Genomic DNA, 23,355 nt, shown 5'->3' on the forward strand with positions numbered 1-23,355 from the left:
ATAACAAGTTGATTTATGAAAGTTTAAAGAAAGATTCGTATAATTATCATCAAATATATAGTATTAATTTAGAACAAATGAATACTGATAATATAACAGTTTCAGATACATTGTCTGTTTTGAAAGAAAATGGAGAAAACATATTAGTATCTGAAATCCTAAATACAGGTGATAAATTTGTAATTCGTTTTAATGATGCAGGATGCATATCATGTATGCAATATTTTAAAAAGCACATTGATTATATTAACATGTTTATATCGGAAGTAGGAGCTCAAAATGTAATTTGTTTGTTGAATTCCAATAATCCGAGGATTATACGGTCGTTTAAAAAACAGTATTGCATTTCTTGTGAAGTTTATGGGCTTTCAATAGGACTTTTATCTCCTATTATGGAAGTAAGTGATACTGTTGTTGCTTATTATTTTTGTGTTTTATCGAAGGAGTATTTAATGGAAAATTGTTTTATAAATATTCAAGAAATTTCAGAACGAACAGATGCTTATTTTGAATCGATAAAACGTAAATTCGCTGTTTTGGATGGTAAGGGGGATTAAAATAATCGTAATTGTTGTATTTACTTGTGTGTTGATTCGCCTCTTCCTTGGTGAACCTTGCTACATTCCATCCGAAAGCATGGAGCCGACTCTATGTACCGGTGATTGGGTTTGGGTGGACAAAGCTTCATGCGGCGCTTTGCTACCCGACCGTTTTGCTGATATTCCTTTGCTGAATGTTTTTACCTGGATTACGTTTTTGCGTGAGAAGGATTTGAAAAACAATTGGAATTTGGGACGTATGCCGGGATGGCGAGAACCGCAAGAAAATGATATCGTCGTTTTTCGTAGCCTGGAAAATCGGAATATGCTTTTGGTAAAGCGGGTAATCCGAATAGCAAGGCGAGATGGTGTAAATTGGTACTATATGATGGGAGACAACCGCAATAATTCGGTGGACANACACCTGTATACAAGGTGGAATTGCCGGACTCTTTACCGTTGGATGTTCTGATGGAAGTGACACCATCATTGAAGTTGATGCAAACCCGCTACTCATGGTTGTTGAGTAATGCTTATGAAGCGGATGGTTTTTTGAATTTATGGTTTCAGAAACAGGGAAGCTGTTATGCAGTATATTATGATTTGTTGAAAGATAAACTCATATATGCCGGTAAGCAGGTTAATAATCATCCTGTGAAAGATTTGTTATTTATATCTCAAATTCATGGAGTGTATAAAGATATGTTTTTTTCTGTGGTTCCTTCTTTTGTAATCCAGTACAAGATATCTGAAAATCCGGATGTTTTTCCGGATGATCTGAAAAATTTAACGGAAGAAAGTAATCCGATTATTGGCTTTTATCGGGTGAAAAGATGAAAAAGTAGTATTAAGCTCAGTATTTTTCCTTGGTTATTCGTTTAGTTTATAAAAAGGCGAAAAATGAAAAAACTGAACAATATCGTTAACTTTAAATTCTTGTTGGGGTTCCTGCTCCTTTATGGATTGGTAGCATTTTGCTATTCTCCTGTTTTCTCCAACGGTTTCCTGGATTCGTGGGATGACCAATGGATGGTGATGAACATATTTACGGAGAGTGGTTTTCGGATGGAAAACCTGATAGCGGTGTTTACACAATCCTATAAAGGTCAATATAGCCCGTTGGTGGAATTGAACTATATGGTGCTGTACGGCTTGTTCGGCTATGATCCGTTTTGGTTTCATTTGATGAGCATTGTCTGGCATTGTGGATGTATCACGTTACTTTTTTTCTTGATTCTCCGTTTGTTGGAGATGTCCGACCAATCCGGATCTCGTCAAAGTTTGCAGATGGCTGCATTGACAGCCTTCCTTTTTGCCATCCATCCGGTGAATGTAGAATCCATTGCTTGGATCAGTGCAGTAAAGGTTCCGATGTATGTATTTTTTTATTTGTCAGCCTTGTTGTTGTATCTTCGTTATGTCCGGTCACAAAAACTCGGTTGTTATATAGCGGCTTTATGTTGTTTTGTCTGTTCGTGTTTGAGTAAAGAACAAGCCTTTGTTTTGCCCCTGTCCTTGATTTTGATAGATTGGTTCATCAGTCGTAATCTGAAATCATCGGATTGGTGGATAGAGAAAATGCCATTCTTTATTTTATCGGTAGGCTTTGCCTTGTTGACGTTGGACTTACAGGGACCTCGTAGTGAGGCGGTGTCTTATACGGCAGTACAACGTCTGTTGTTCGGCTGCTATTCTTTGTTCGAATATCTTACGAAGTCCTTGCTTCCGATCAATCTGAATTATTTATATCCTTTCCCAATTTTGCCAGGAAATAGCGACATTCCGGTTCGTTTTTATATTTATCCGGTGCTTGTGACAGGCTTGTTCGGAGTTTTGTATAGTTTCCGTAAGAAGCGTCTTTTGATGTTCGGCAGCTTGTTCTTTGTCATTCATTTGTTGCTATCACTACATGTCGTAGCGATGCCTCGTTTGGGAATAGTTGCTGATCGTTACCTGTATTTGTCCTTGTCAGGTATTTTGTTGTTAGTGTCATATAAAATCATAGATTGGGTGGAAAAAGAGCAGCGTGTGTTTCCAAAGTTTCTGTTGTTTTTATCAATGCTTTTCTATATCCTTTATTTTATGGGCTATACCCATCACTATAGTCAACAGTGGGAGGATACAGACACCGTGAAGCGTTATTTGCGTAGTTTTTATAAGGGTGATTCCAGAGAAAAAGATATAAATGGTCGTGAAAATCACGATTGAAGTATTAGCAAATTAAAAACTTAAAGACAATGGTACAATTAAAGAAAAAAGCCGTGTTGTTAATAGGAGCATTGATGTTACTCTTCGGTATGGGAATGAATCTCCAGTATGCGCTGAATGATTATGGATTAGCTGAGAATAAAGCTGTTAATCAAGTTTTGGCTCAAATTACAGGTAGTACAGAAACAGGTAATCCTCCGGGAGAGGGATGGACTGGTATGTATATGAATTGCTATAATCAGTATGGAAATAAAACAGGACAGAGATATGTTTGTTATCAACCGGGATATAAAAGTTCGTGTGTAAGTCATGATTGTCAATAATTAAGAAAGGATGTGGTTTGCCACATCCTTTAGATTTAACAAATAGAATATGAAATATTATATATTAGTCATAGTGTTATTGCTTTGTTCCTGTTCTGATGTTGATAATTTGGGAGTTTATGAGGTAAAGGTTCCGGCTGAGACCAATCAAAAGGAAGTATTGCTTTCTGCATTCGTTGAAAATATTCGGATTGTCCCATTAGATATGGATGATGAATGTCTGATTTCTCAAATTGATAAGGTGAAAATTTTCAAAGATGAGATTTATATTTTGGACAAAACGAATAATGCAATCTATATTTATGGAATGGACGGTAAACATCTTCGAACTTTATTTAAGGTAGGGAATGGCCCTGGTGAATATTTACAGTTGATGGATTTTGATATATATGATAATCAGTTGTTTGTTTTGGATTATGGCAGATGCCATATTTTGAAATATGATTGTGATCTAAACTATATAAATCAAATTCAATATGATACCTATTCTACACAAATTGTAGTAAACAACGGTTTGATCTATTTATATAATTTGAAATCCCGAAAAGGAGAGGATTATAAATGTTCCATTTTGAATGATAGAGGTCGGAAAGTTGCGGATAAATTAATTAGAAGAGATCATGAAAACTTGTTTAATTATAATGAATGTAATGTTTTTGCTGTAAACAATGAAGAAGTCTATATTTCTCCCGTGTATGATAATCGGATTTATCACGGAGAAAACTTAGATCCTGTTTATTGGGTACGATTTGTAGGAAAAGAGTTTCCGAATGAACAGAATGTAGAAGAGCAAGATGTAAATAGTTCAGATTTCAATTATGTGGTCAAAAATAACTATTATGTTTCCAATCGCTATTTCATTTTTGATTATTTGATTCAAGATCAACGTGTTTTTTGTGTGGTGGATAAATCGAATGATAAAGTAGAAGTAGGAGTGGTGAAAAATGATTTGATACAAGGTTATCGCTTCTTTCCACGTTGGGGAGATGAGAAATATTTAGTAGAAGAGATAAATGCGGGAATATTGTACGAATATTTTCCAACACTTTTGGAATCAATGAAGTTACATGATTTGTCACCGGATGATAATCCTGTTATTTTGTTATATGAAATGAAAAAATAAAATGATTATCCGCATGATGTCCGTCTATAAGTTCTCAACCTAAACTCGTTGCGGTATGAAATGGCCGTCAGAACAACTCTATTGAAGAGTTTTGACACGCGAAAAAACCCTATAAAAGGATTTCTGCATTTCTATGAGATTTAGTTTTCGGAACAATTCAACAGGCACAACACTCATTGATCTTAAAAATAGTTGCTGATCGTTACCTTTATTTGTCCTTGTCAGGTATTTTGTTGTTAGTGTCATATAAAATCATAGATTGGATAGAAAAAGAGCATCATGTGTTTCCAAAGCTTCTGTTGTTTTTATCAATGCTTTTCTATATCCTTTATTTTATGAGCTATACGTATAGCTACAGCAAACAGTGGGAGGATACGGACACCGTGAAGCATTATTTGCGTAGTTTTTATAAAGGAGAATACGAAGAAAAAGATATAAACGGTCGTGAAAATCACGATTGAAGTATTAACAAATTAAAAACTTAAAGACAATGGTACAATTAAAGAAAAAAGCCGTGTTGTTAATTGGAGCATTGATGTGGCTCCTCGGTATGGGAATGAATCTCCAGTATGCGCTGGATGATTATGGGTTGGCAGATAATAATGCCGTGATTGCTGTTTGGGCTCAACAGACGAAAACAGGTGATGATCCTGCTGGTACAGGAGACATACAGAAAGGATGTAGGGATTGTAATCTTGCTGGGGGAGGAGGTGCTACTTCTTGTTCCTGTATATCANCAAAGGAGAATACGAAGAAAAAGATATAAACGGTCGTGAAAATCACGATTGAAGTATTAACAAATTAAAAACTTAAAGACAATGGTACAATTAAAGAAAAAAGCCGTGTTGTTAATTGGAGCATTGATGTTGCTCCTCGGTATGGGAATGAATCTCCAGTATGCGCTGGATGATTATGGGTTGGCAGATAATAATGCCGTGATTGCTGTTTGGGCTCAACAGACGAAAACAGGTGATGATCCTGCTGGTACAGGAGACATACAGAAAGGATGTAGGGATTGTAATCTTGCTGGGGGAGGAGGTGCTACTTCTTGTTCCTGTATATCAGGTTCAGTATCTGCATTTGGTGTAACTGCTACAGGTAAAGGATGTGAAGTCTCAACAGGAACTGGTTATTATTCATGCTGTAGGGTAACAAGCGACGGTTTATGCAGATGTCCATCTTGTAAAAATTAAAAATAGGGCTGTACCGAAATTATACATTTTTTCCATATTATGATTGATTTGGGGTTTAATGTTAACTTAGAAAAAATTAGATCGGAATTGTCATGACAAAAGTGTATTATAGGAACAGCCCGTTAAACTAAATAAGAATATGAAAAAGAATATTTGTTTGTTGCTAATAGCGGCTCTGATGTGTTCTTGTGCCGGACAAGATAATGGAAAAGATGATTTTATAACTATTTCGATTGATCCTGAAGACTCTCAAATTGTATCCATTGCGGATTTTTTCGAAAAGATTGCAATTGTCCCGTTGGAAACGAATGACACTATATTGATAAATGCAGTGTATAATATTATTCCATTGAATAAACGTTTATATATTTTGGACCGGAGAAGTTCTTCTGTTTTTATTTTTTCTGATCATGGAGAAGCCAAAGCGGTTATCCATGATCAAGGAGATGGTCCCAACAAATATACAAACGCATCAAGCATTGCGGTTAATGGAGAAAAGAAAGAACTGTATGTGATGGATAACCAATTGAAGAAAAAGTTTGTATATGATTTGAATGGCCGTCTATTACGTGTGGATACAATTCCTTATAAAATAAGCCAAATATTGTTTTTAGGGGAAGGAAGGGAAGTCTGGGCACGATCAAGCATTGACCCTGAAGATGGATATATCATGAATTGTTTTAAACAGGATGAGTTAGTGGCACAATATCATCCTTATCATTATGAAAATGGTGCAACCATTTCTTTTTGGGAGTCTCCGTTCGTTTTGTTTGAAGATGGCTTATATACCCATATTATGTATAATGATACGATTTATAAATATGATTTTAACTATCCCAAAGGAGGTTTAGTGATTAAATTAGGCCATGCCATTCCGAAAGAATTGATAGCTTTGCCGATGCAAAGTAGGGAAGATGAAATATTCAAATATCTCAGGAAAAATAAAAAGGTTGCTCATTCTCCTTATTTATATATTTCCGATGAGACTAAAGTCGGAGTCTCATATCAATATGATGGTTATAATTGCTTTTATATCTACGATAGGCTAAACGGGGAAAGTTGTTCTTTTAGAGGACCTCATATTGGGAAAGTTCATATTGTTGATATCTTATACGGTACAATTGCCTGTGGCGATTATTTCTATTATATACTTGATCCGTCTAAATACCAGGATCTGGAAACGAAAAAAAAATCAGAGATACAGTCGTTTTATCCTGAGTTGTTCAACACGCTGGAAAGAGCATCTATTGATGATAATCCGATTCTGATGGTGGCAAAATTAAACAAAAAAATATTTCGAAATGAATAAAACTATACATTTTACATATATGTCTTTGATATTGACTTTGTTCGTTTTATTTATTATAGGTTATATTCGGCAAGGTGATAACAAGTTGATTTATGAAAGTTTAAAGAAAGATTCGTATAATTATCATCAAATATATAGTATTAATTTAGAACAAATGAATACTGATAATATAACAGTTTCAGATACATTGTCTGTTTTGAAAGAAAATGGAGAAAACATATTAGTATCTGAAATCCTAAATACAGGTGATAAATTTGTAATTCGTTTTAATGATGCAGGATGCATATCATGTATGCAATATTTTAAAAAGCACATTGATTATATTAACATGTTTATATCGGAAGTAGGAGCTCAAAATGTAATTTGTTTGTTGAATTCCAATAATCCGAGGATTATACGGTCGTTTAAAAAACAGTATTGCATTTCTTGTGAAGTTTATGGGCTTTCAATAGGACTTTTATCTCCTATTATGGAAGTAAGTGATACTGTTGTTGCTTATTATTTTTGTGTTTTATCGAAGGAGTATTTAATGGAAAATTGTTTTATAAATATTCAAGAAATTTCAGAACGAACAGATGCTTATTTTGAATCGATAAAACGTAAATTCGCTGTTTTGGATGGTAAGGGGGATTAAAATAATCGTAATTGTTGTATTTACTTGTGTGTTGATTCGCCTCTTCCTTGGTGAACCTTGCTACATTCCATCCGAAAGCATGGAGCCGACTCTATGTACCGGTGATTGGGTTTGGGTGGACAAAGCTTCATGCGGCGCTTTGCTACCCGACCGTTTTGCTGATATTCCTTTGCTGAATGTTTTTACCTGGATTACGTTTTTGCGTGAGAAGGATTTGAAAAACAATTGGAATTTGGGACGTATGCCGGGATGGCGAGAACCGCAAGAAAATGATATCGTCGTTTTTCGTAGCCTGGAAAATCGGAATATGCTTTTGGTAAAGCGGGTAATCCGAATAGCAAGGCGAGATGGTGTAAATTGGTACTATATGATGGGAGACAACCGCAATAATTCGGTGGACAGTCGTTTTTTCGGGGAAATCCCGGAGAGTTCGATTGTCGGCAGGATCAGTCGGGTATTGTTTTCTGTAAAAAATAAAAAACGCATATTAAAAAGAATAGAATGATGGAAACGGACATAGATTTGATACTGCCTGTTTATAATCCGGATGAGGGTTGGGAGTTAACCGTTGTCTCGAAATATAAGGAACTGGAAGTCTTGTGGAAACATGCAGACATTCATTTATATGTGGTAAATGATGGTTCGGCAAGAGGCTTTGAGAAAGTTGTCACTGATTATATCCGGCAAAATATACCAGAAGTTCATATTTTGAGTTATTCGATCAATCATGGGAAAGGTTTTGCTTTGCGTAAAGCCGTGTCTGCGTGTAACTCTGATTATATCCTTTACACGGATCACGACTTTCCTTATACGCTTGATTCTATGTCAAGGGTATTGGAAATGTTACAGCGAGGAGTTGATGTGGTTGTATCGACTCGGGATAAGGCTTATTATGATTGTTTACCGTTTTCTCGTCGTTTAATCTCTCGATTTGTTCGTGGATGTAATCGTTATTTATTGAGAATGAACTATTCAGATACGCAAGCCGGTTTGAAAGGGTTTAATCGCAAAGGTCGTTTTGTTTTTCTTTCTACTTGTATAGATACATATTTGTTTGATTTGGAGTTCGTTTACAAAGCATGTCATCATCCAGCTTTGGTTATAGGGGAAATTCCGGTGAAGTTAAGAGAAGCTGTTTGTTTTCCGGTATTTGGAATTGAAACTTATTGGAAGGAACTTTTACAGGTTTGTATATCAAGTAGAGATGAAAAGTTTAAACAGAGAAGATAGTGTCAAAAACAATGTTTCATGGTATCTGTATTCTTCCACTGTTGACGGCTGCGCCTTTATTGTATAGACTATAAAGGAATAGTGTTATTTGTGTAATTTTAATAAAGATGAGTGCGAAAAAATAGAGATAAAAGGTCGTGAAAATCACAATTTGAATTAGTATTAGCAAATTAAAAACTTAAAGACGATGGTACAATTAAAGAAAAAAGCAGTGTTGTTAATAGGTGCATTGATGTTACTCCTCGGTATGGAAATGTGAATGGTTCGGTATCTTGTTCAGGAAAGGAAAATTGTGAAAGGAATACTTTTTCCGGCTATGTACAATGTGATGATAAAGAGTCTGTTCGTTGCGATTAGACTGTAGGAAATTTTGTTTTAACTTAGATCGTGGATGAATTTGTTTGCAATTTGTCCACGGTTTGTAAAATAAAAAATTATGAATTTAAAATTAAGTAATATCATATTAACTGTCATATCTATTTTGTTATTAATTTCTTGTCAAAAAGAAAGAAAATCGCAGTTGGAAACTGTAAAGTATAAACAACTTTCGTTTGTAGAAGGTTGGGGTGATTCAATATTTTTATCTCAAGTGCGAGATTTACAATTTTATGAGAATCGGCTTTATATTTCGGATCAATATTTGTCTCAAGTAATGGAAACGAATCAATATTTTATTCTTAATAGGTTTATAGGAAGGCAGGGACCAGGTCCTAGAGATTTTGTGAGTATAGAGTCTATTGCCTTAGAAGATAGTTTTTTGTATGTTTTTGACATGGGACATAGCGCTGTTTTGTGTTTTGATCAAAAAGGTGAATACCGTGGTAAGTATGCCTTGTTGAATGATCGTATTTATATGCCATATCGTTTTTTTGTGGATGATTAATGTTTATATGTTTCAACCGCAGAAAAGGAAGGTTTGTTTTTAGAGGTGAATATGCGGATAGGTACGGAATCACATTGGGGGAAGAGAAAGGATTTTGGAGAAGAGTTGCCTAACCGAATACGGAATAGTAGGCATCTTCTGAATTTTGAGGATAAATGTATAACTGTCTCAGATAATATTCCTATAGTGGAAATTTATGATTTGAAAAGTAAACAAATGGTTGATAGTTTGGACTTTTCAGATATAGATTATATAAAAAAAGATCTAATTAAGAATGAAAATATACGGAAGTTGAATAGTTACACAAAGATAGTATCAGATGCTTATGTGGATGGCAATTACTTATATGTGTTGTTGTTTGGAACAGGCTCTTCTGGAGAAGTTCTTTCGAATGAGATACTAAAAATAGAATTATCTCCGATATTGGAAAAAAAGGAAATTATCCAATTACCCGGAACGAATTATTTACATATCTGTGTCAATCAAGATAGTATTTATGCATACAATCGGAAGGAAGCACGGGTTGAATTATTAGTTAGAGAATGAATGCAACAAGAACAGTCGGCATGTTACTATTCTATAAAATAGATCAAATGCTGTTTTTAGGTGAAGGAAGAGAAATATGGGCACGATCTGTAATAGATCATGAAGACGGATATGTTATGAATTGTTTTGATCATAATAAATTAGTGGCACAATATCATCCGTATCATTATGAAAATGGTGCAACTGTTCATTTTTGGGAATCTCCATTTGTTTTGTTTAAAGTGTTTAAAGAAAATGTATATGCTCATATTATGTATAATGATACTATTTATGCGATAATATGTATACATATCCAGATGGCTCTTTTACATCAAGCGTTGCATGGGTTTGTGTTGACCAATATGTATGTCCTTCTTGTAATTGTACTCCGGTCCCATGTGGAGGAATACCTTGAAGGATAAAAGGGAATTGATTTTTATTTTTTAACAAACGAACAAATAAAATGCTTTATGAAATATATCACAATTATATTATTGTTTTTGTGCCTTATGTCATGTCATAATGGACGCCAATCGTCTTGTGAGAATGTCCCGGTAGAGAAAGACTCGGTACAATTACGCGTGATTCCTGTTTCTATTTCGGATACAGCCTATCGCAATGTAGACCAGACTTTCGAACAAATCTCGTATGTGGTATTGTCGGACAATGTTGTAATAGGAGAAATAGTCCGTACTCTTGTTTCTGATGAACGTATCTTTATATTGGATAACCAAAATAAGCTCTTTTGCTTCGATATGCAAGGAAAGGTCGAGTATGTGATTGATGAGCATGGTCCGGGTCCTAACGAATACGGGAATGTATTGGACTTTGCTTTGAACCCCCCGTTGAAGATGTTGTGGATGTACGATTCAACACGCAGGAAGTTGCATTGTTACGATATGTATACCGGCAAACGTCGTCAATCTATCTCTGCCACTTATATGGCACCGGAACGCATGGCGATTTGGAACGGCTCTTTTTTCTTTTTTATGGGAGATCATTATAATTATCCTGATAATCCGGAAATGCACTACTCGTTGTTCTGTTCCTTGTCCGGAACTAAAATCGATAAATCTTTTTTCCCCCATGATAGAACGTCAGAGTTTAGATTTTCCTATGGGAAGGAACATCCTTTTTATTATAATAACGATAAGTTGTATTTTATTAAGGATTATGAAACAGTCGTTTATCAGTTGACATCAGAATCTGTTACACCTGTATACAAGGTGGAATTGCCGGACTCTTTACCGTTGGATGTTCTGATGGAAGTGACACCATCATTGAAGTTGATGCAAACCCGCTACTCATGGTTGTTGAGTAATGCTTATGAAGCGGATGGTTTTTTGAATTTATGGTTTCAGAAACAGGGAAGCTGTTATGCAGTATATTATGATTTGTTGAAAGATAAACTCATATATGCCGGTAAGCAGGTTAATAATCATCCTGTGAAAGATTTGTTATTTATATCTCAAATTCATGGAGTGTATAAAGATATGTTTTTTTCTGTGGTTCCTTCTTTTGTAATCCAGTACAAGATATCTGAAAATCCGGATGTTTTTCCGGATGATCTGAAAAATTTAACGGAAGAAAGTAATCCGATTATTGGCTTTTATCGGGTGAAAAGATGAAAAAGTAGTATTAAGCTCAGTATTTTTCCTTGGTTATTCGTTTAGTTTATAAAAAGGCGAAAAATGAAAAAACTGAACAATATCGTTAACTTTAAATTCTTGTTGGGGTTCCTGCTCCTTTATGGATTGGTAGCGTTTTGCTATTCTCCTGTTTTCTCCAACGGTTTCCTGGATTCGTGGGATGACCAATGGATGGTGATGAACATATTTACGGAGAGTGGTTTTCGGATGGAAAACCTGATAGCGGTGTTTACACAATCCTATAAAGGTCAATATAGCCCGTTGGTGGAATTGAACTATATGGTGCTGTACGGCTTGTTCGGCTATGATCCGTTTTGGTTCCATTTGATGAGCTTTGTCTGGCATTGTGGATGTGCCACGTTGCTTTTTTTCTTGATTTTCCGTTTGTTGGAGATGTCCGGCCAATCCGGATCTCGTCGAAGTTTGTGGGTGGCTGCCTTGACTACCTTCCTTTTTGCCATTCATCCGGTGAATGTAGAATCTATTGCTTGGATCAGTGCGGTGAAGGTTCCGATGTATGTATTTTTTTATTTGTCAGCCTTGTTGTTGTATCTTCGTTATGTCCGGTCACAAAAACTCGGTTGTTATATAGCAGCTTTATGTTGTTTTGTCTGTTCGTGTTTGAGTAAAGAACAAGCCTTTGTTTTGCCCCTGTCCTTGCTTTTGGTAGATTGGTTTATCGGTCGTAATCTGAAATCATCGGATTTGTGGATAGAGAAAATGCCATTCTTTATTTTATCGGCAGGCTTTGCCTTGTTGACGTTGGACTTACAGGGACCTCGTAGTGAGGCGGTGTCTTATACGGCAGTACAACGTCTGTTGTTCGGCTGCTATTCTTTGTTCGAATATTTTACGAAGTCCTTGCTTCCGATCAATCTGAATTATTTATATCCTTTCCCAATTTTGCCAGGAAATAGCGATATTCCGGTTCGTTTTTATGTTTATCCGGTGCTTGTGGCAGGCTTGTTCGGAGTTTTGTATAGTTTCCGTAAGAAACGTCTTTTGATGTTCGGCAGCTTGTTCTTTGTCATTCATTTGTTGCTATCACTACATGTCGTAGCGATGCCTCGTTTGGGAATAGTTGCTGATCGTTACCTTTATTTGTCCCTTTCGGGTATTTTGTTGTTAGTCTCATATAAAATCATAGGTTGGGTGGAAAAAGGGTATCGTGTGTTTCCAAAGCTCCTGTTGTTTTCATCAATACTTTTCTATAGCCTTTATTTTATGAGCTATACGTATAGCTACAGCAAACAGTGGGAGGATACGGACACCGTGAAGCATTATTTGCGTAGTTTTTATAAAGGGGAATACGAAGAAAAAGATATAAACGGTCGTGAAAATCACGATTGAAGTATTAACAAATTAAAAACTTAAAGACAATGGTACAATTAAAGAAAAAAGCCGTGTTGTTAATTGGAGCATTGATGTTACTCTTCGGTATGGGAATGAATCTCCAGTATGCGCTGGATGATTATGGGTTGGCAGATAATAATGCCGTGATTGCTGTTTGGGCTCAACAGACAAAAACAGGTGATGATGGAAGTGGAACAGGAGGAGATGGGTATTCTTGTAAAGTAACTTTGATTTGTAAAGATCGGGATGGGAATGTGAATGGTTCCGTATCTTGTTCAGGGAAGGAAAATTGTGAAAGGAATACTTTTTCCGGCTATGTACAATGTGATGATAAAGAGTCTATTCGTTGCGATTAGACTGTAGGGCATTTTGTTTTAACTTAGATCGTGGATGAATTTGCTTGCAATTTGTCCACGGTTTATAAAATAAAAAATTATGAATCTAAAATTAAGTAATATCATATTAACTGTCATATTTTTTTTGTCATTAATTTCTTGTCAAAAAGAAAGACAATTGCAGTTGGAAACTGTAAAGTATAAACAACTTTCGTTTGTAGAAGGTTGGGGTGATTCAATATTTTTATCCAAAGTGCGAGATTTACAATTTTATGAGAATCGGCTTTATATTTCGGATCAATATTTGTCTCAAGTAATAGAAACGAATCAATATTTTATCCTTAATAGATTTATAGGAAGGCAGGGGCCAGGTCCTAGAGATTTTGTGAGTATAGAGTCTATTGCGTTAGAAGATAGTTTTTTGTATGTTTTTGACATGGGACATAGCGCTGCTTTGTGTTTTGATCAAAAAGGTGAATTTCGTGGTAAGTATGCCTTGTTGAATGATCGTATTTATATGCCATATCGTTTTTTTGTGGATGATTCATGTTTATATGTTTCAACCGCAGAAAAGGAAGGATTGTTTTTAGAGGTGAATATGCGGATAGGTACAGAATCACATTGTGGAAAGAGAAAGGATTTTGGAGAAGAGCTGCCTAACCGAATACGGAATAGTAGGCATCTTCTGAATTTTGAGGATAAATGTATAACTGTCTCAGATAATATTCCTATAGTGGAAATTTATGATTTGAAAAGTAAACAAATGGTTGATAGTTTGGACTTTTCAGATATAGATTATATAAAAAAAGATCTAATTAAGAATGAAAATATACGGAAGTTGAATAGTTACACAAAGATAGTATCAGATGCTTATGTGGATGGCAATTACTTATATGTGTTGTTGTTTGGAACAGGCTCTTCTGGAGAAGTTCTTTCGAATGAGATACTAAAAATAGAATTATCTCCGATATTGAAAAAAAAGGAAATCCTCCAATTACCCGGAACGAATTATTTACATATCTGTGTCAATCAAGATAGTATTTATGCATACAATCGGAAAGAAGCACGGGTTGAATTATTAGTTAGAGAATGAATGCAACAAGAACAGTCGGCATGTTACTATTACTTTTATTTTGTATGTCATGTGGAAGAAAAGAACATGATAAACAAAATAAACGTATTGTACACGACCATATTGGGAGAGAAATGCTGTTTCCGAAGGATATAGTATATACTCGTTTTTTGAAAGACACGATAGATTATCGGATGCCGGAAAATGTTGAATATAAAGTAGTAGTTTATGTGGATTCAACGGGATGTACAGAATGTAAATTGAAACTTCAGGAATGGAAAGATTTCATTTCTTATATAGATACGTTGTCAGGGGGAAAAGTGGCGTTTATGTTTTTTTATAATTTGAGCGATTATAAGAAAGTAGGGTTTCGCCTGAAACATGAAAATTTTGATTACCCAGTTTGTTTGAACAGAAGTGAAGAGTTGAGTCGATTGAATAATATTCGGGAAGGAGACCGAAATCATACGTTTTTGTTAGACAAGGAAAATCATATATTGGAAATCGGAAATCCAATGTTTGATTTGGAAATCCGTGATAAATATGTGGCGTATATGACGGATGACCGTGAATTGTTGTCTTTTATAGAAAATAAGACACAGGTAACAGTTGCGCGTCCTGTAATTGATTTGGGAAAGATCGATAAAGGAATGGAGAAAGAAGTCTCATTTCTGCTGAAGAACACGGGACGAAATCCATTGACCCTATTTGAGATGCAGACTTCTTGCGGATGTACTCGTGCAACATACGATCAACGGACTGCATTGACAAATGAAGAGATTCTTGTAACGGTTAAAGTTGTAAAGGAATATGCAGGCTCTTTTTCAGAAACGATTTCTATCCGTTGTAATACGGATGATCCGATCTTTTTGGAAATCAAAGGGAGTGTTCAGTAAAAAAATAAATATGTACCAAAGATGATAAAAACGTATACATGTCTTTGTCTATTTACTTGTGTGTTGATTCGCCTCTTCCTGGGTGAACCTTGCTACATCCCATCCGAAAGTATGGAGCCGACTCTATGTACCGGTGATTGGGTTTGGGTAGACAAAGCCTCATACGGGCCTGTGTTACCTGACCGTTTTGCCGATATTCCTTTGTTGAATGTTTTCACCTGGATTACGTTTTTGCGTGAGAAGGATTTGAAAAACAATTGGAATTTGGGACGTATGGTGGGATGGCGAGAACCGCAAGAAAATGATATCGTTGTTTTTCGTAGTCCTGAAAACCGGAATATGCTTTTGGTAAAGCGGGTAATCCGAATAACAAGGCGAGAAGGCATAAACTGGTACTATATGATGGGAGACAATAGCAGTAACTCAGTGGACAGTCGCTTTTTCGGGGAAATACCTGAGGGGTTGATTGTCGGCAGGATCAGTCGGGTATTGTTTTCTGTAAAAGATAAAAAGCGCATATTAAAAAGAATAGAATGATGAAAACGGACATAGATTTAATACTACCTGTTTATAACCCGGATAAAGGTTGGGAGTTAACCGTTGTCTCGAAATACAAGGAACTGAATGCATTGTGGAAACATGTTGATATTCATCTGTATTTAGTAAATGACGGTTCGACAAGAGGTGTTGAAGAAAATGTTATCAATTATATCCGGCAAAACATACCGGAAGTCCATATTTTAAGTTATTCGGTCAATCATGGAAAAGGTTTTGCCTTGCGTAAAGCCGTGTCTGCGTGTAATTCTGATTATATCCTTTATACGGATCACGACTTCCCTTATACGCTTGCTTCTATGTCAAGGGTATTGGAAATGTTACAGCGGGGAGTAGATGTGGTTGTATCGACTCGGGATAAGACCTATTATGATTGTTTGCCGTTTTCTCGTCGTTTAATCTCCCGATTTGTTCGTGGCTGCAATCGTTATTTATTGCAAATGAACTATTCGGATACGCAAGCCGGTTTGAAAGGGTTTAGCCGCAAAGGACGTACTGTTTTCCTTTCTACTTGTATAAATACATATCTGTTTGATTTGGAGTTCGTTTACAAGGCATGTCATCATCCGGATTTGATCATGCAGGAGGTTCCGGTGAAGCTTAGAGAGGCTGTCTGTTTTTCGGTATTTGGCTTTGAAATTTGTTGGAAGGAACTTTTACGGAGTTTATATATGAAAAGCAGTGAAAGATGGAAATATAAATTTGGCGTATTACCTAAAAAATAAGATTATAAGAGATTGTTTAATTTTTGTAATACTGTTTGTATGTTCTTGTTCAGCATCCCGAGTCATGAAACGGAATGTACAATTGAACGCTTTCCCGATGATCCATAAAAGCATTCCAAACCGTCTGTTTTATTCGTCGAACGGCTTGAATGAAACAGACGGAAGGGAACTGAAAATATTGGGAAATACAATAATTGAAAAAAGTTTCCTTTTAGCTCAGTAGTTTTCCCGAGTTGTTCGTTTAGTATAGGTAATAGGAAATAAAAATGGATTTTGATTATAGACTTTTAGCAAAATATTTGACAGGCATGCTTTCTCCTGAAGAAATGAAACAGGTGGAAGAATGGCGTGAATTATCAATTGATAATGAGGAAGCTTTCTCTAAATTGATGAAACTTCGCGTTTCGTGGAAGTTCACTCAATATAATACGCCTGAGCATATCGAAAAGGCATTGAATGGATTGAATGCCAGGATAAATAGTAGAAGGCAATTTCAAATATTTTGCTCTGTGATGAGATATGCAGCCGTAATCTTGTTACTTGTATCTTTTTCTTATGTGGGATGGGGCTATCTGAAGCCGGACAATTATGTAACGATTAGGGTGGAACAAGGGAAAGATGTGAAAAAAATCGTGCTTGCAGATGGTTCTACTATTTGGTTAAAGGCCGGTTCTTCATTGAAGATTCCGGAGACTTTTGCCGAAGGCGGTCGCAAACTCTCCTTGCAAGGAGAAGCATTCTTTGACGTTGCAAAGAATGCTTCTCCTTGCAAGGAGAAGCATTCTTTGACGTTGCAAAGAATGCCCAGTTCCCTCTATATGTTTCGACGAATTATGTGAATATTAGGGTTCTTGGAACCGCTTTCAATGTAAAAACAGACGAGAAACACCAAAACGTAGAAACCGTTTTAGCAAGAGGTAAAGTCGCTTTACTCGATAAGCAGTGGAACCCCATTTTAGATATGTCACCGGGAGAAAAGGTGACATATGACAACAATAAGAACGAATATGCCACAGAGGTTGTGGATGTGAATGTATGTACGGCGTGGCGACTGAACCAGTTTGTCTTCGAAAATGTCACGTTGAGGGAAATAGTTAACCAACTCTCCGTAAAATTTAATGTAAACATAAATTTAGAATCAACGAAGCTTGCCCAGCGTAAGTTCCGATGTGTGATCAATGAAGATGAAAGCTTGCCTGACATCTTGAAACTCTTGAAATATTTAGCTCCCATCCAATATCGGATAGAGGGGAAAGAAATCTTTATATATGAATAATAAAAAATGAATGCCTATGATGAAATGACAGATTAGAAAAGTAACACACACAACAAAAGAAAACTATAAACTTAAAAACTTAGTACTAACATTATTGAATCACATGTATGATTAAAAATGCATCAATTGCTACATTAGCAATGTTTTTGTCAGCTGCATCGCCCGCTATGGCGACAAGCGATGCGCATTCTTTGTATGTGAATCTGGAACTGGCCTTGAATCAAACGACAGTCGGTACCGTCATACGAAGTATTAGTGAACAAACTGGGTATGAATTTTCTTATGATGAGACTTTATTAAATAAGAAAATCTCCAAAGTCTCTGTTAATCTTAAAAATGAACATATAGAAAATGTTCTGAAAGAGGTATTTAAGAATACAGGGATCTCTTATAAAATAGTAAATAATCGTGTATTTCTGAAGGATGATAATTCTCAAAGGAGTGTTCATTCCGAACCTGTTGTGACAGCACTCCAACAGCAGAAGAAAAAAATATCAGGTGTTATTGTCGACGATACCGGTTTGCCGGTCATTGGTGCAAATATTGTCCTGAAAGGTGGGGCTGGAGTCGGTACGATAACGAATATTGACGGAGAATTTACATTGGAAGAGATTCCGGATGGAGCGACTTTGCTTATCTCTTATATCGGATATTTGGATCAAGAAATTTTAGTGACGAAAGATAAAAATACATACCAGATTACCTTGCATGAAGATACTCAGAAATTGGACGAGGTTGTTGTGGTTGGGTACGGTGTGCAGAAAAAAGTAAATATGACAGGATCCATTTCGAATGTGAAGTCGGAAGAACTGTCGGTGATTCCTAATACTAACTTGTCCAATTCATTGGCTGGACGTGCTCCTGGAGCAACTATTACCGGTAATTCTGGTCTGATGGGAGCTTCTTCTGAGATCCGTATGCGTGGTGGATTCGGCGATCCGTTGTTCGTTATCGATGGTGTTATCCGTGATAAAGAGGCTTTTGATAATTTGGAACCGTATGAAATAGATCAGATGAGCTTCCTGAAAGATGCCGCGTCCGCTTCTATTTATGGATCGGCAGCTGGTAATGGGGTTGTGTTGGTCACGACAAAAGGAGGTGTTAAGAATCAGAAACCTGTGTTTAATTATCAGGGATCCTATGCTTTTAGCAAACCTACCCAAGAACTGTTTGCGGATAGATGGACGGCTATTGATGATTTGGATTACCAAAATGCTGTAGCCCGTTTTCAAGGCACGAAAGAGCCGAACGGTGAGGCGGAATATGCTTACTTCCGTGACAACAACATCAATTATAATGTAAACGATTATATTTGGCAGAATCCTTGGAACACAAAACATTCTTTGAGTGTGACAGGCGGAAGCGAGAAAGTGCAATATTATGTAATGGGGTCTTTCTTGGCAGAAGAAGGCTCTTATGTATCGTTGGAAAATAAGAAATTTTCTTTGCGCTCGAATTTAACGGTAGAATTGAGCAAATATATCAAGATGAATGTCAATTTGGATGCAAATCAGTCTAATGACAAGCGTTTCTATTGGCCATTCTCGGATGACGACGATCAAGCTGTGTATGATTTATACCGTTGTACATTCAATGCTATGAAGACAACGCCGTTCTACTCTAATTTGGACGGGACACCTTCTGCTACAATTACAGATTATCCGATTTATCAGGATTATGGTTCATGGCAAGGGTGGAATCCTGTAGATCAGGTTGTCGGTAACCGTTATCTGAAAACTCGTCGGCGCAATATGAATGGGATCGTTTCGTTCGATTTTAACTTGGATTTCATTACGAAAGGATTGAGTACAAAGATCATGGGTAGCTATATTGGACATGACTACAATCGGAAACGTTTCATGACTTTCCAGAAGAACTACAAATTTCAGCAGGCAGATCCTGAAGGAAATCGTTTCTTGCCGGCTCCTTTAAATTTGAATGAGTTCAATACGTTCAACTTCTCTCAAAATTATGAAAACTTGGACTATCGTGCTAAACAATTGTGGACCGAGCAGTTCAATTGGTTTGTGAACTATGCCAATACATTTGGTAAACATGATGTTAACGCGATGGTTGTATTCGAACAGGCTTCTAACGGAGGGGAATGGATACAGGCTAAAGGGGAACAACCACTTTCCAACTTAGACCAGATGTTTAATTATTCGAGCGATGCCGAACGTCGTTGGGGTAACGCTGAAGAATATACCGGTGGACGTCTTTCATGGATTGGTCGTTTTAATTATACATTCGATCAAAAATATATAGCCGAGTTCTCTTTCCGTTATGATGGTAACACTTTGTTCCCCGATGGGCATCGTTGGGGCTTTTTCCCTTCTGTATCGGCTGCATGGCGTTTAAGTGAAGAATCTTTTATGGAAAATACGACCGATTGGTTGAGTAATTTAAAGCTGCGTGCATCGTATGGAACAACAGGTAATGACTTGGATGTGAATGATGAAGAAATAGCAGCATTCTCTTATCTACAGAAATATAATAAGGGGGGAAATTATGTGTTTGGTAACAATTTAGCTAATACGATTACGCCTGGTGCTACGCCGAACTTGGCTTTAACATGGGCTACATCTAAGACTGTTAATGGTGGTTTGGATTTCGGTTTCTTCAATAACCGACTATCTGGTACAGTCGATGCATTCTATCGTAAAGAAACCGATATTTTGGGAGCACGCACCGTGACAATCCCTAATACATATGGGCAAACATTAGCTCCAGAAAACTACGCTGAACGTTCTTGGCGAGGAGGTGAAATCGCTCTGACTTGGATGGATAAGGCTGCTAATGGTGAGATCGATTATTCTGCATACGTGAATTTAGGTTTTGCTCGCGACAAGTGGGATGTCTTGGATGTTTCAGCTACTTATCAGGAAGGTGGAGCGTTACATGCATTGTCACCGGTAGGAAAGGCTGACGGTATTTTGACCGGTTTGATTGCTGATCATTTGTTGACCGATCCAGCTGAAGTTGAAGCCTTGAAAGCGAAGGGGTTTAAACAGTATGGTCGTGATCCATATTTGGGTGGTATTTTGTATAAAGATACTCGTGGAGATGGTTATACGGAAGGTCCTGATGGACGTATTGATGGAAATGATGCGTATAACTTGTTGAGTGAAAATGGAACACCGCGTATTAATTATGGTTTTGGAGGTAATATTAAGTGGAAAGGTATCACGGTAGACGTGCATTTTCAGGGTGTTGGCAAATATGATCGTTTTGTCGGTGGAGTTGATGGTGGTTTCTATCAGCATGGTGGTGCCGTTCGTCCTTATTTCCCAATTTGGACAAGTGATAAAGTCTATGATCCAGATTTGAATCCGAATGGTGTTTATCCACGCATTGTAGGGAATGGTTGGTATGAATCAGGTGCAGGAAATACAAGTTACTGGATGCGTAATGGGGCATACTTGCGTTTGAAGAATTTGAATATCGGCTATGATTTGCCGAAAGCGATTCTTCGTCCGTTGGGACTTACGCACGCACAAGTATTTGCCAATGCAACAAACTTGTTCTGTATTTCGGATGTAACGGAATTTTTGGATCCGGAACAAAAATATTATGATTCCTATCCGTTGATGAGAACATTTTCTTTTGGTCTTAATTTCTCATTCTAATTTTAAATCAGAAAGAATATGAAAATGAATAAAATCAAATATGCCATAATAAGTGCAGCTTTCGTATTGGGAGGAATGGCAACCGGTTGTGATACATTAGATATTGACAACTTGAATAGTTACGATGAGTCGATGGTTTGGGATGACGTTAACTTGGCTACGGCGTATGTGAACAATCTTTATTCGGAGTGCTTTGGAAACTGGAGTGCTGGTGCAGACAATAACTCAGAACAAGTGACAGGTATGCCATGGTATTTGGGTACTATTACAGAAACAGGTAGTGCTTATAAAAAGTGGGATTACACGACGATTCGCCATATTAACGAGGCTATCAAACGTTTGGAAGAAGGTGCATTGGATAGCAAAACGGCTAATGGCTTGTTGGGCCAGGCTTATTTCATGCGTGCCTATATGTATTATTGGATGGTTTTGCATCATGGCGGTGTTCCTTATATAAAGGTTCCTCAAGACAAGGATATGGATGATTTATGTGTAAAACGTAACTCTACTCCAGAGTGTTTCCAGTTTATGGTTGAAGATTTGGATCATGCCATCACATTATTGCCTGAGAAGATTGCTGGAAGTTCTGCTGAGTACGGACGTATCGACCAGTGTTTTGCCAAAGCATGGAAAGCAAAAACTTTGTTGTTGAAAGCTTCTCCACAGTTCAATCCGAACAATCCATATGGTAATGTTTATTGGGAGGAAGCCTATGTGGCAGCAAAAGAAGCTTATGATTATTGTGTGGCTAAAGGTATCGCTTTAACTCCGAATTATTCAGATATTTGGATACAGGAACAAGGACCGGAGGTTGTTTTTCCGGTAGTGAATTCGAATCCGAATAAGACTTCAGCATGGGAGTACACGACCCGTCCTGCTTCTGTCAGCCGTGACAAATCTTATAGTAACCCGACTTGGGAGTTTGTAAAAAGCTTTCCTATGTTGGATGGAAAACAATATGATGATCCGAGTAGTAAATATTATGTTGGAGACGAACAGGCTTTACTGAAATCTTTCTGGCAGAATCGTGATCCGCGTTTCAATAATGTCTGTTTATATAATGGTCGGGAATATCCAGTAGCTGGAAAGTCTGCGAATTATAGGCAATATAATGCTTTGGGTATCAGTAGTCCTGATGATCAATATGGTGTAAATCCGAATGCACATACGAATGCCGTGAACAATGATATTTTCTCAGGTTTTTATATTTACAAAGCTGCAGATTTAACATTGACTCAGGATAAAGTGATGACGTATGATATTGATTATATCCTGATGCGTTTTGCTGAAGTGATGTTTATCTATGCCGAAGCTGCTAATGAAACCGGACATTCGGAAACTGCAGTTGAAATGTTAAAGCAGATTCGTAAACGTGCCGGAATCGAGGCTGGGAACGATGGACTTTATGGATTGAAAGTCGGTAATCGTGAAGAGATTCGTCAGGCTATTTTGGATGAACGTAATATTGAATTGTGTTTTGAAGGGCATCGTTTTTGGGACTTGCGTCGTACACGTAATATGATGAAATTGGCTGGCTGGACTAAACATGGACTTGAAGCGATTGCTATCAATCCGGATGGTACGGATATGGATCTGAATACTGCCAGAGCCAAAATTAATAATAATGAGTTGACTACCGGTGATTTTCGTTATGTGATTCGTCAAGTACCTTATACGGAAGCAGCTGAACGTGAGTTCGTGATTGAAGAGTCTTTCTATTTTTTCCCAATTCAGAAAAGTAACATCGACCAAAATCCGAATCTCGAACAGAACAATAATTGGGGCGGAACTTTTAATCCGACAATGGAATAAATTATTACTTTTATTTTTTCATAAATAAAGAGGGAGGCCAAAAAGACTTACAACCCTTTGGTTGTCCCTCTTTTTAGTTTTCTTTATTT

At 36.9% G+C, this 23,355-nt stretch carries 27 protein-coding genes; all 27 read left to right on the forward strand.

Going from position 1 to position 23,355, the window contains the following annotated elements:
- The first annotated feature begins 77 nt into the window (after positions 1–77).
- The 27 genes from BQ9893_RS19800 to BQ9893_RS19925 all read left to right on the forward strand — a co-directional run bounded on the left by BQ9893_RS19800 (position 78) and on the right by BQ9893_RS19925 (position 23,266).
- Positions 78–557, forward strand: coding sequence for a hypothetical protein (locus BQ9893_RS19800; RefSeq protein WP_147332598.1), 480 nt, complete (start codon positions 78–80; stop codon positions 555–557).
- Positions 541–1,011, forward strand: coding sequence for a signal peptidase I (gene lepB / locus BQ9893_RS19805; protein ID WP_075967648.1), 471 nt, complete (start codon positions 541–543; stop codon positions 1,009–1,011). The genes BQ9893_RS19800 and lepB (BQ9893_RS19805) overlap by 17 nt, the downstream gene beginning before the upstream one ends.
- Positions 1,011–1,376, forward strand: coding sequence for a hypothetical protein (locus tag BQ9893_RS19810; protein ID WP_075967649.1), 366 nt, complete (start codon positions 1,011–1,013; stop codon positions 1,374–1,376). The genes lepB (BQ9893_RS19805) and BQ9893_RS19810 overlap by 1 nt, the downstream gene beginning before the upstream one ends.
- Before the next feature lie 63 nt (positions 1,377–1,439).
- A complete protein-coding gene (locus BQ9893_RS19815; RefSeq protein ID WP_075967650.1) occupies positions 1,440–2,747 on the forward strand; it encodes a hypothetical protein in 1,308 nt (435 codons plus the stop codon).
- A 29-nt stretch (positions 2,748–2,776) separates the two neighbouring features.
- Positions 2,777–3,070 (forward strand): hypothetical protein, encoded by a 294-nt coding sequence (locus BQ9893_RS19820; RefSeq protein WP_075967651.1) that lies wholly within the window; start codon positions 2,777–2,779, stop codon positions 3,068–3,070.
- A 49-nt stretch (positions 3,071–3,119) separates the two neighbouring features.
- A complete protein-coding gene (locus tag BQ9893_RS19825; RefSeq protein WP_075967652.1) occupies positions 3,120–4,193 on the forward strand; it encodes a 6-bladed beta-propeller in 1,074 nt (357 codons plus the stop codon).
- 335 nt (positions 4,194–4,528) lie between these two features.
- Complete coding sequence (locus BQ9893_RS22375) at positions 4,529–4,654, forward strand: hypothetical protein (protein WP_256305095.1); 126 nt, start codon at positions 4,529–4,531, stop codon at positions 4,652–4,654.
- Between the two features lie 357 nt (positions 4,655–5,011).
- Entirely contained in the window at positions 5,012–5,386 is a 375-nt protein-coding gene (locus tag BQ9893_RS21470) for a hypothetical protein (protein WP_122116601.1), read from the forward strand.
- 139 nt (positions 5,387–5,525) lie between these two features.
- Complete coding sequence (locus BQ9893_RS19840; RefSeq protein ID WP_075967655.1) at positions 5,526–6,695, forward strand: 6-bladed beta-propeller; 1,170 nt, start codon at positions 5,526–5,528, stop codon at positions 6,693–6,695.
- A gap of 154 nt (positions 6,696–6,849) precedes the next feature.
- Positions 6,850–7,329, forward strand: coding sequence for a hypothetical protein (locus tag BQ9893_RS19845; protein ID WP_147332598.1), 480 nt, complete (start codon positions 6,850–6,852; stop codon positions 7,327–7,329).
- A complete protein-coding gene (gene lepB / locus BQ9893_RS19850) occupies positions 7,313–7,834 on the forward strand; it encodes a signal peptidase I (protein ID WP_075967656.1) in 522 nt (173 codons plus the stop codon). Before BQ9893_RS19845 ends, lepB (BQ9893_RS19850) begins: the two co-directional genes overlap by 17 nt.
- Positions 7,831–8,559, forward strand: a complete 729-nt coding sequence (locus tag BQ9893_RS19855) for a glycosyltransferase family 2 protein (protein WP_075967657.1) — start codon at positions 7,831–7,833, stop codon at positions 8,557–8,559. Before lepB (BQ9893_RS19850) ends, BQ9893_RS19855 begins: the two co-directional genes overlap by 4 nt.
- A gap of 436 nt (positions 8,560–8,995) precedes the next feature.
- On the forward strand, positions 8,996–9,442 hold the full coding sequence (locus tag BQ9893_RS19860) for a 6-bladed beta-propeller (protein ID WP_075967658.1): 447 nt from the start codon (positions 8,996–8,998) through the stop codon (positions 9,440–9,442).
- 186 nt (positions 9,443–9,628) lie between these two features.
- Complete coding sequence (locus BQ9893_RS19865; RefSeq protein ID WP_139322630.1) at positions 9,629–9,988, forward strand: hypothetical protein; 360 nt, start codon at positions 9,629–9,631, stop codon at positions 9,986–9,988.
- Positions 9,985–10,389 (forward strand): hypothetical protein, encoded by a 405-nt coding sequence (locus BQ9893_RS19870; RefSeq protein WP_075967660.1) that lies wholly within the window; start codon positions 9,985–9,987, stop codon positions 10,387–10,389. The genes BQ9893_RS19865 and BQ9893_RS19870 overlap by 4 nt, the downstream gene beginning before the upstream one ends.
- 48 nt (positions 10,390–10,437) lie before the next feature.
- A complete protein-coding gene (locus tag BQ9893_RS19875; protein WP_075967661.1) occupies positions 10,438–11,595 on the forward strand; it encodes a 6-bladed beta-propeller in 1,158 nt (385 codons plus the stop codon).
- 63 nt (positions 11,596–11,658) lie between these two features.
- Positions 11,659–12,966: a hypothetical protein gene (locus BQ9893_RS19880; RefSeq protein WP_075967662.1), complete on the forward strand. Its 1,308-nt coding sequence runs from the start codon at positions 11,659–11,661 to the stop codon at positions 12,964–12,966.
- 29 nt (positions 12,967–12,995) lie between these two features.
- Positions 12,996–13,325 carry a hypothetical protein gene (locus tag BQ9893_RS19885; RefSeq protein ID WP_075967663.1) on the forward strand — a complete coding sequence of 110 codons (330 nt, stop codon included), beginning with the start codon at positions 12,996–12,998 and terminating at the stop codon, positions 13,323–13,325.
- 79 nt (positions 13,326–13,404) lie between these two features.
- On the forward strand, positions 13,405–14,397 hold the full coding sequence (locus tag BQ9893_RS19890; RefSeq protein WP_075967664.1) for an NHL repeat-containing protein: 993 nt from the start codon (positions 13,405–13,407) through the stop codon (positions 14,395–14,397).
- Entirely contained in the window at positions 14,394–15,272 is an 879-nt protein-coding gene (locus BQ9893_RS19895) for a DUF1573 domain-containing protein (RefSeq protein ID WP_075967665.1), read from the forward strand. The genes BQ9893_RS19890 and BQ9893_RS19895 overlap by 4 nt, the downstream gene beginning before the upstream one ends.
- Before the next feature lie 21 nt (positions 15,273–15,293).
- Entirely contained in the window at positions 15,294–15,809 is a 516-nt protein-coding gene (gene lepB, locus BQ9893_RS19900; protein WP_075967666.1) for a signal peptidase I, read from the forward strand.
- Complete coding sequence (locus BQ9893_RS19905; protein WP_075967667.1) at positions 15,806–16,552, forward strand: glycosyltransferase; 747 nt, start codon at positions 15,806–15,808, stop codon at positions 16,550–16,552. The genes lepB (BQ9893_RS19900) and BQ9893_RS19905 overlap by 4 nt, the downstream gene beginning before the upstream one ends.
- A gap of 64 nt (positions 16,553–16,616) precedes the next feature.
- Positions 16,617–16,775, forward strand: coding sequence for a hypothetical protein (locus BQ9893_RS21790; protein ID WP_167369895.1), 159 nt, complete (start codon positions 16,617–16,619; stop codon positions 16,773–16,775).
- Between the two features lie 85 nt (positions 16,776–16,860).
- Entirely contained in the window at positions 16,861–17,391 is a 531-nt protein-coding gene (locus tag BQ9893_RS22380; RefSeq protein ID WP_262497395.1) for a FecR domain-containing protein, read from the forward strand.
- Entirely contained in the window at positions 17,319–17,828 is a 510-nt protein-coding gene (locus BQ9893_RS22385) for a FecR family protein (RefSeq protein ID WP_262497396.1), read from the forward strand. The genes BQ9893_RS22380 and BQ9893_RS22385 overlap by 73 nt, the downstream gene beginning before the upstream one ends.
- A gap of 107 nt (positions 17,829–17,935) precedes the next feature.
- Positions 17,936–21,454, forward strand: a complete 3,519-nt coding sequence (locus BQ9893_RS19920) for a TonB-dependent receptor (RefSeq protein ID WP_075967670.1) — start codon at positions 17,936–17,938, stop codon at positions 21,452–21,454.
- 18 nt (positions 21,455–21,472) lie between these two features.
- Positions 21,473–23,266 carry a RagB/SusD family nutrient uptake outer membrane protein gene (locus BQ9893_RS19925; RefSeq protein ID WP_075967671.1) on the forward strand — a complete coding sequence of 598 codons (1,794 nt, stop codon included), beginning with the start codon at positions 21,473–21,475 and terminating at the stop codon, positions 23,264–23,266.
- Positions 23,267–23,355: the final 89 nt, after the last annotated feature.

It is taken from the genome of Parabacteroides massiliensis (genome assembly GCF_900155425.1).
In the GTDB taxonomy this organism is placed as follows: Bacteria; Bacteroidota; Bacteroidia; order Bacteroidales; family Tannerellaceae; genus Parabacteroides; species Parabacteroides massiliensis.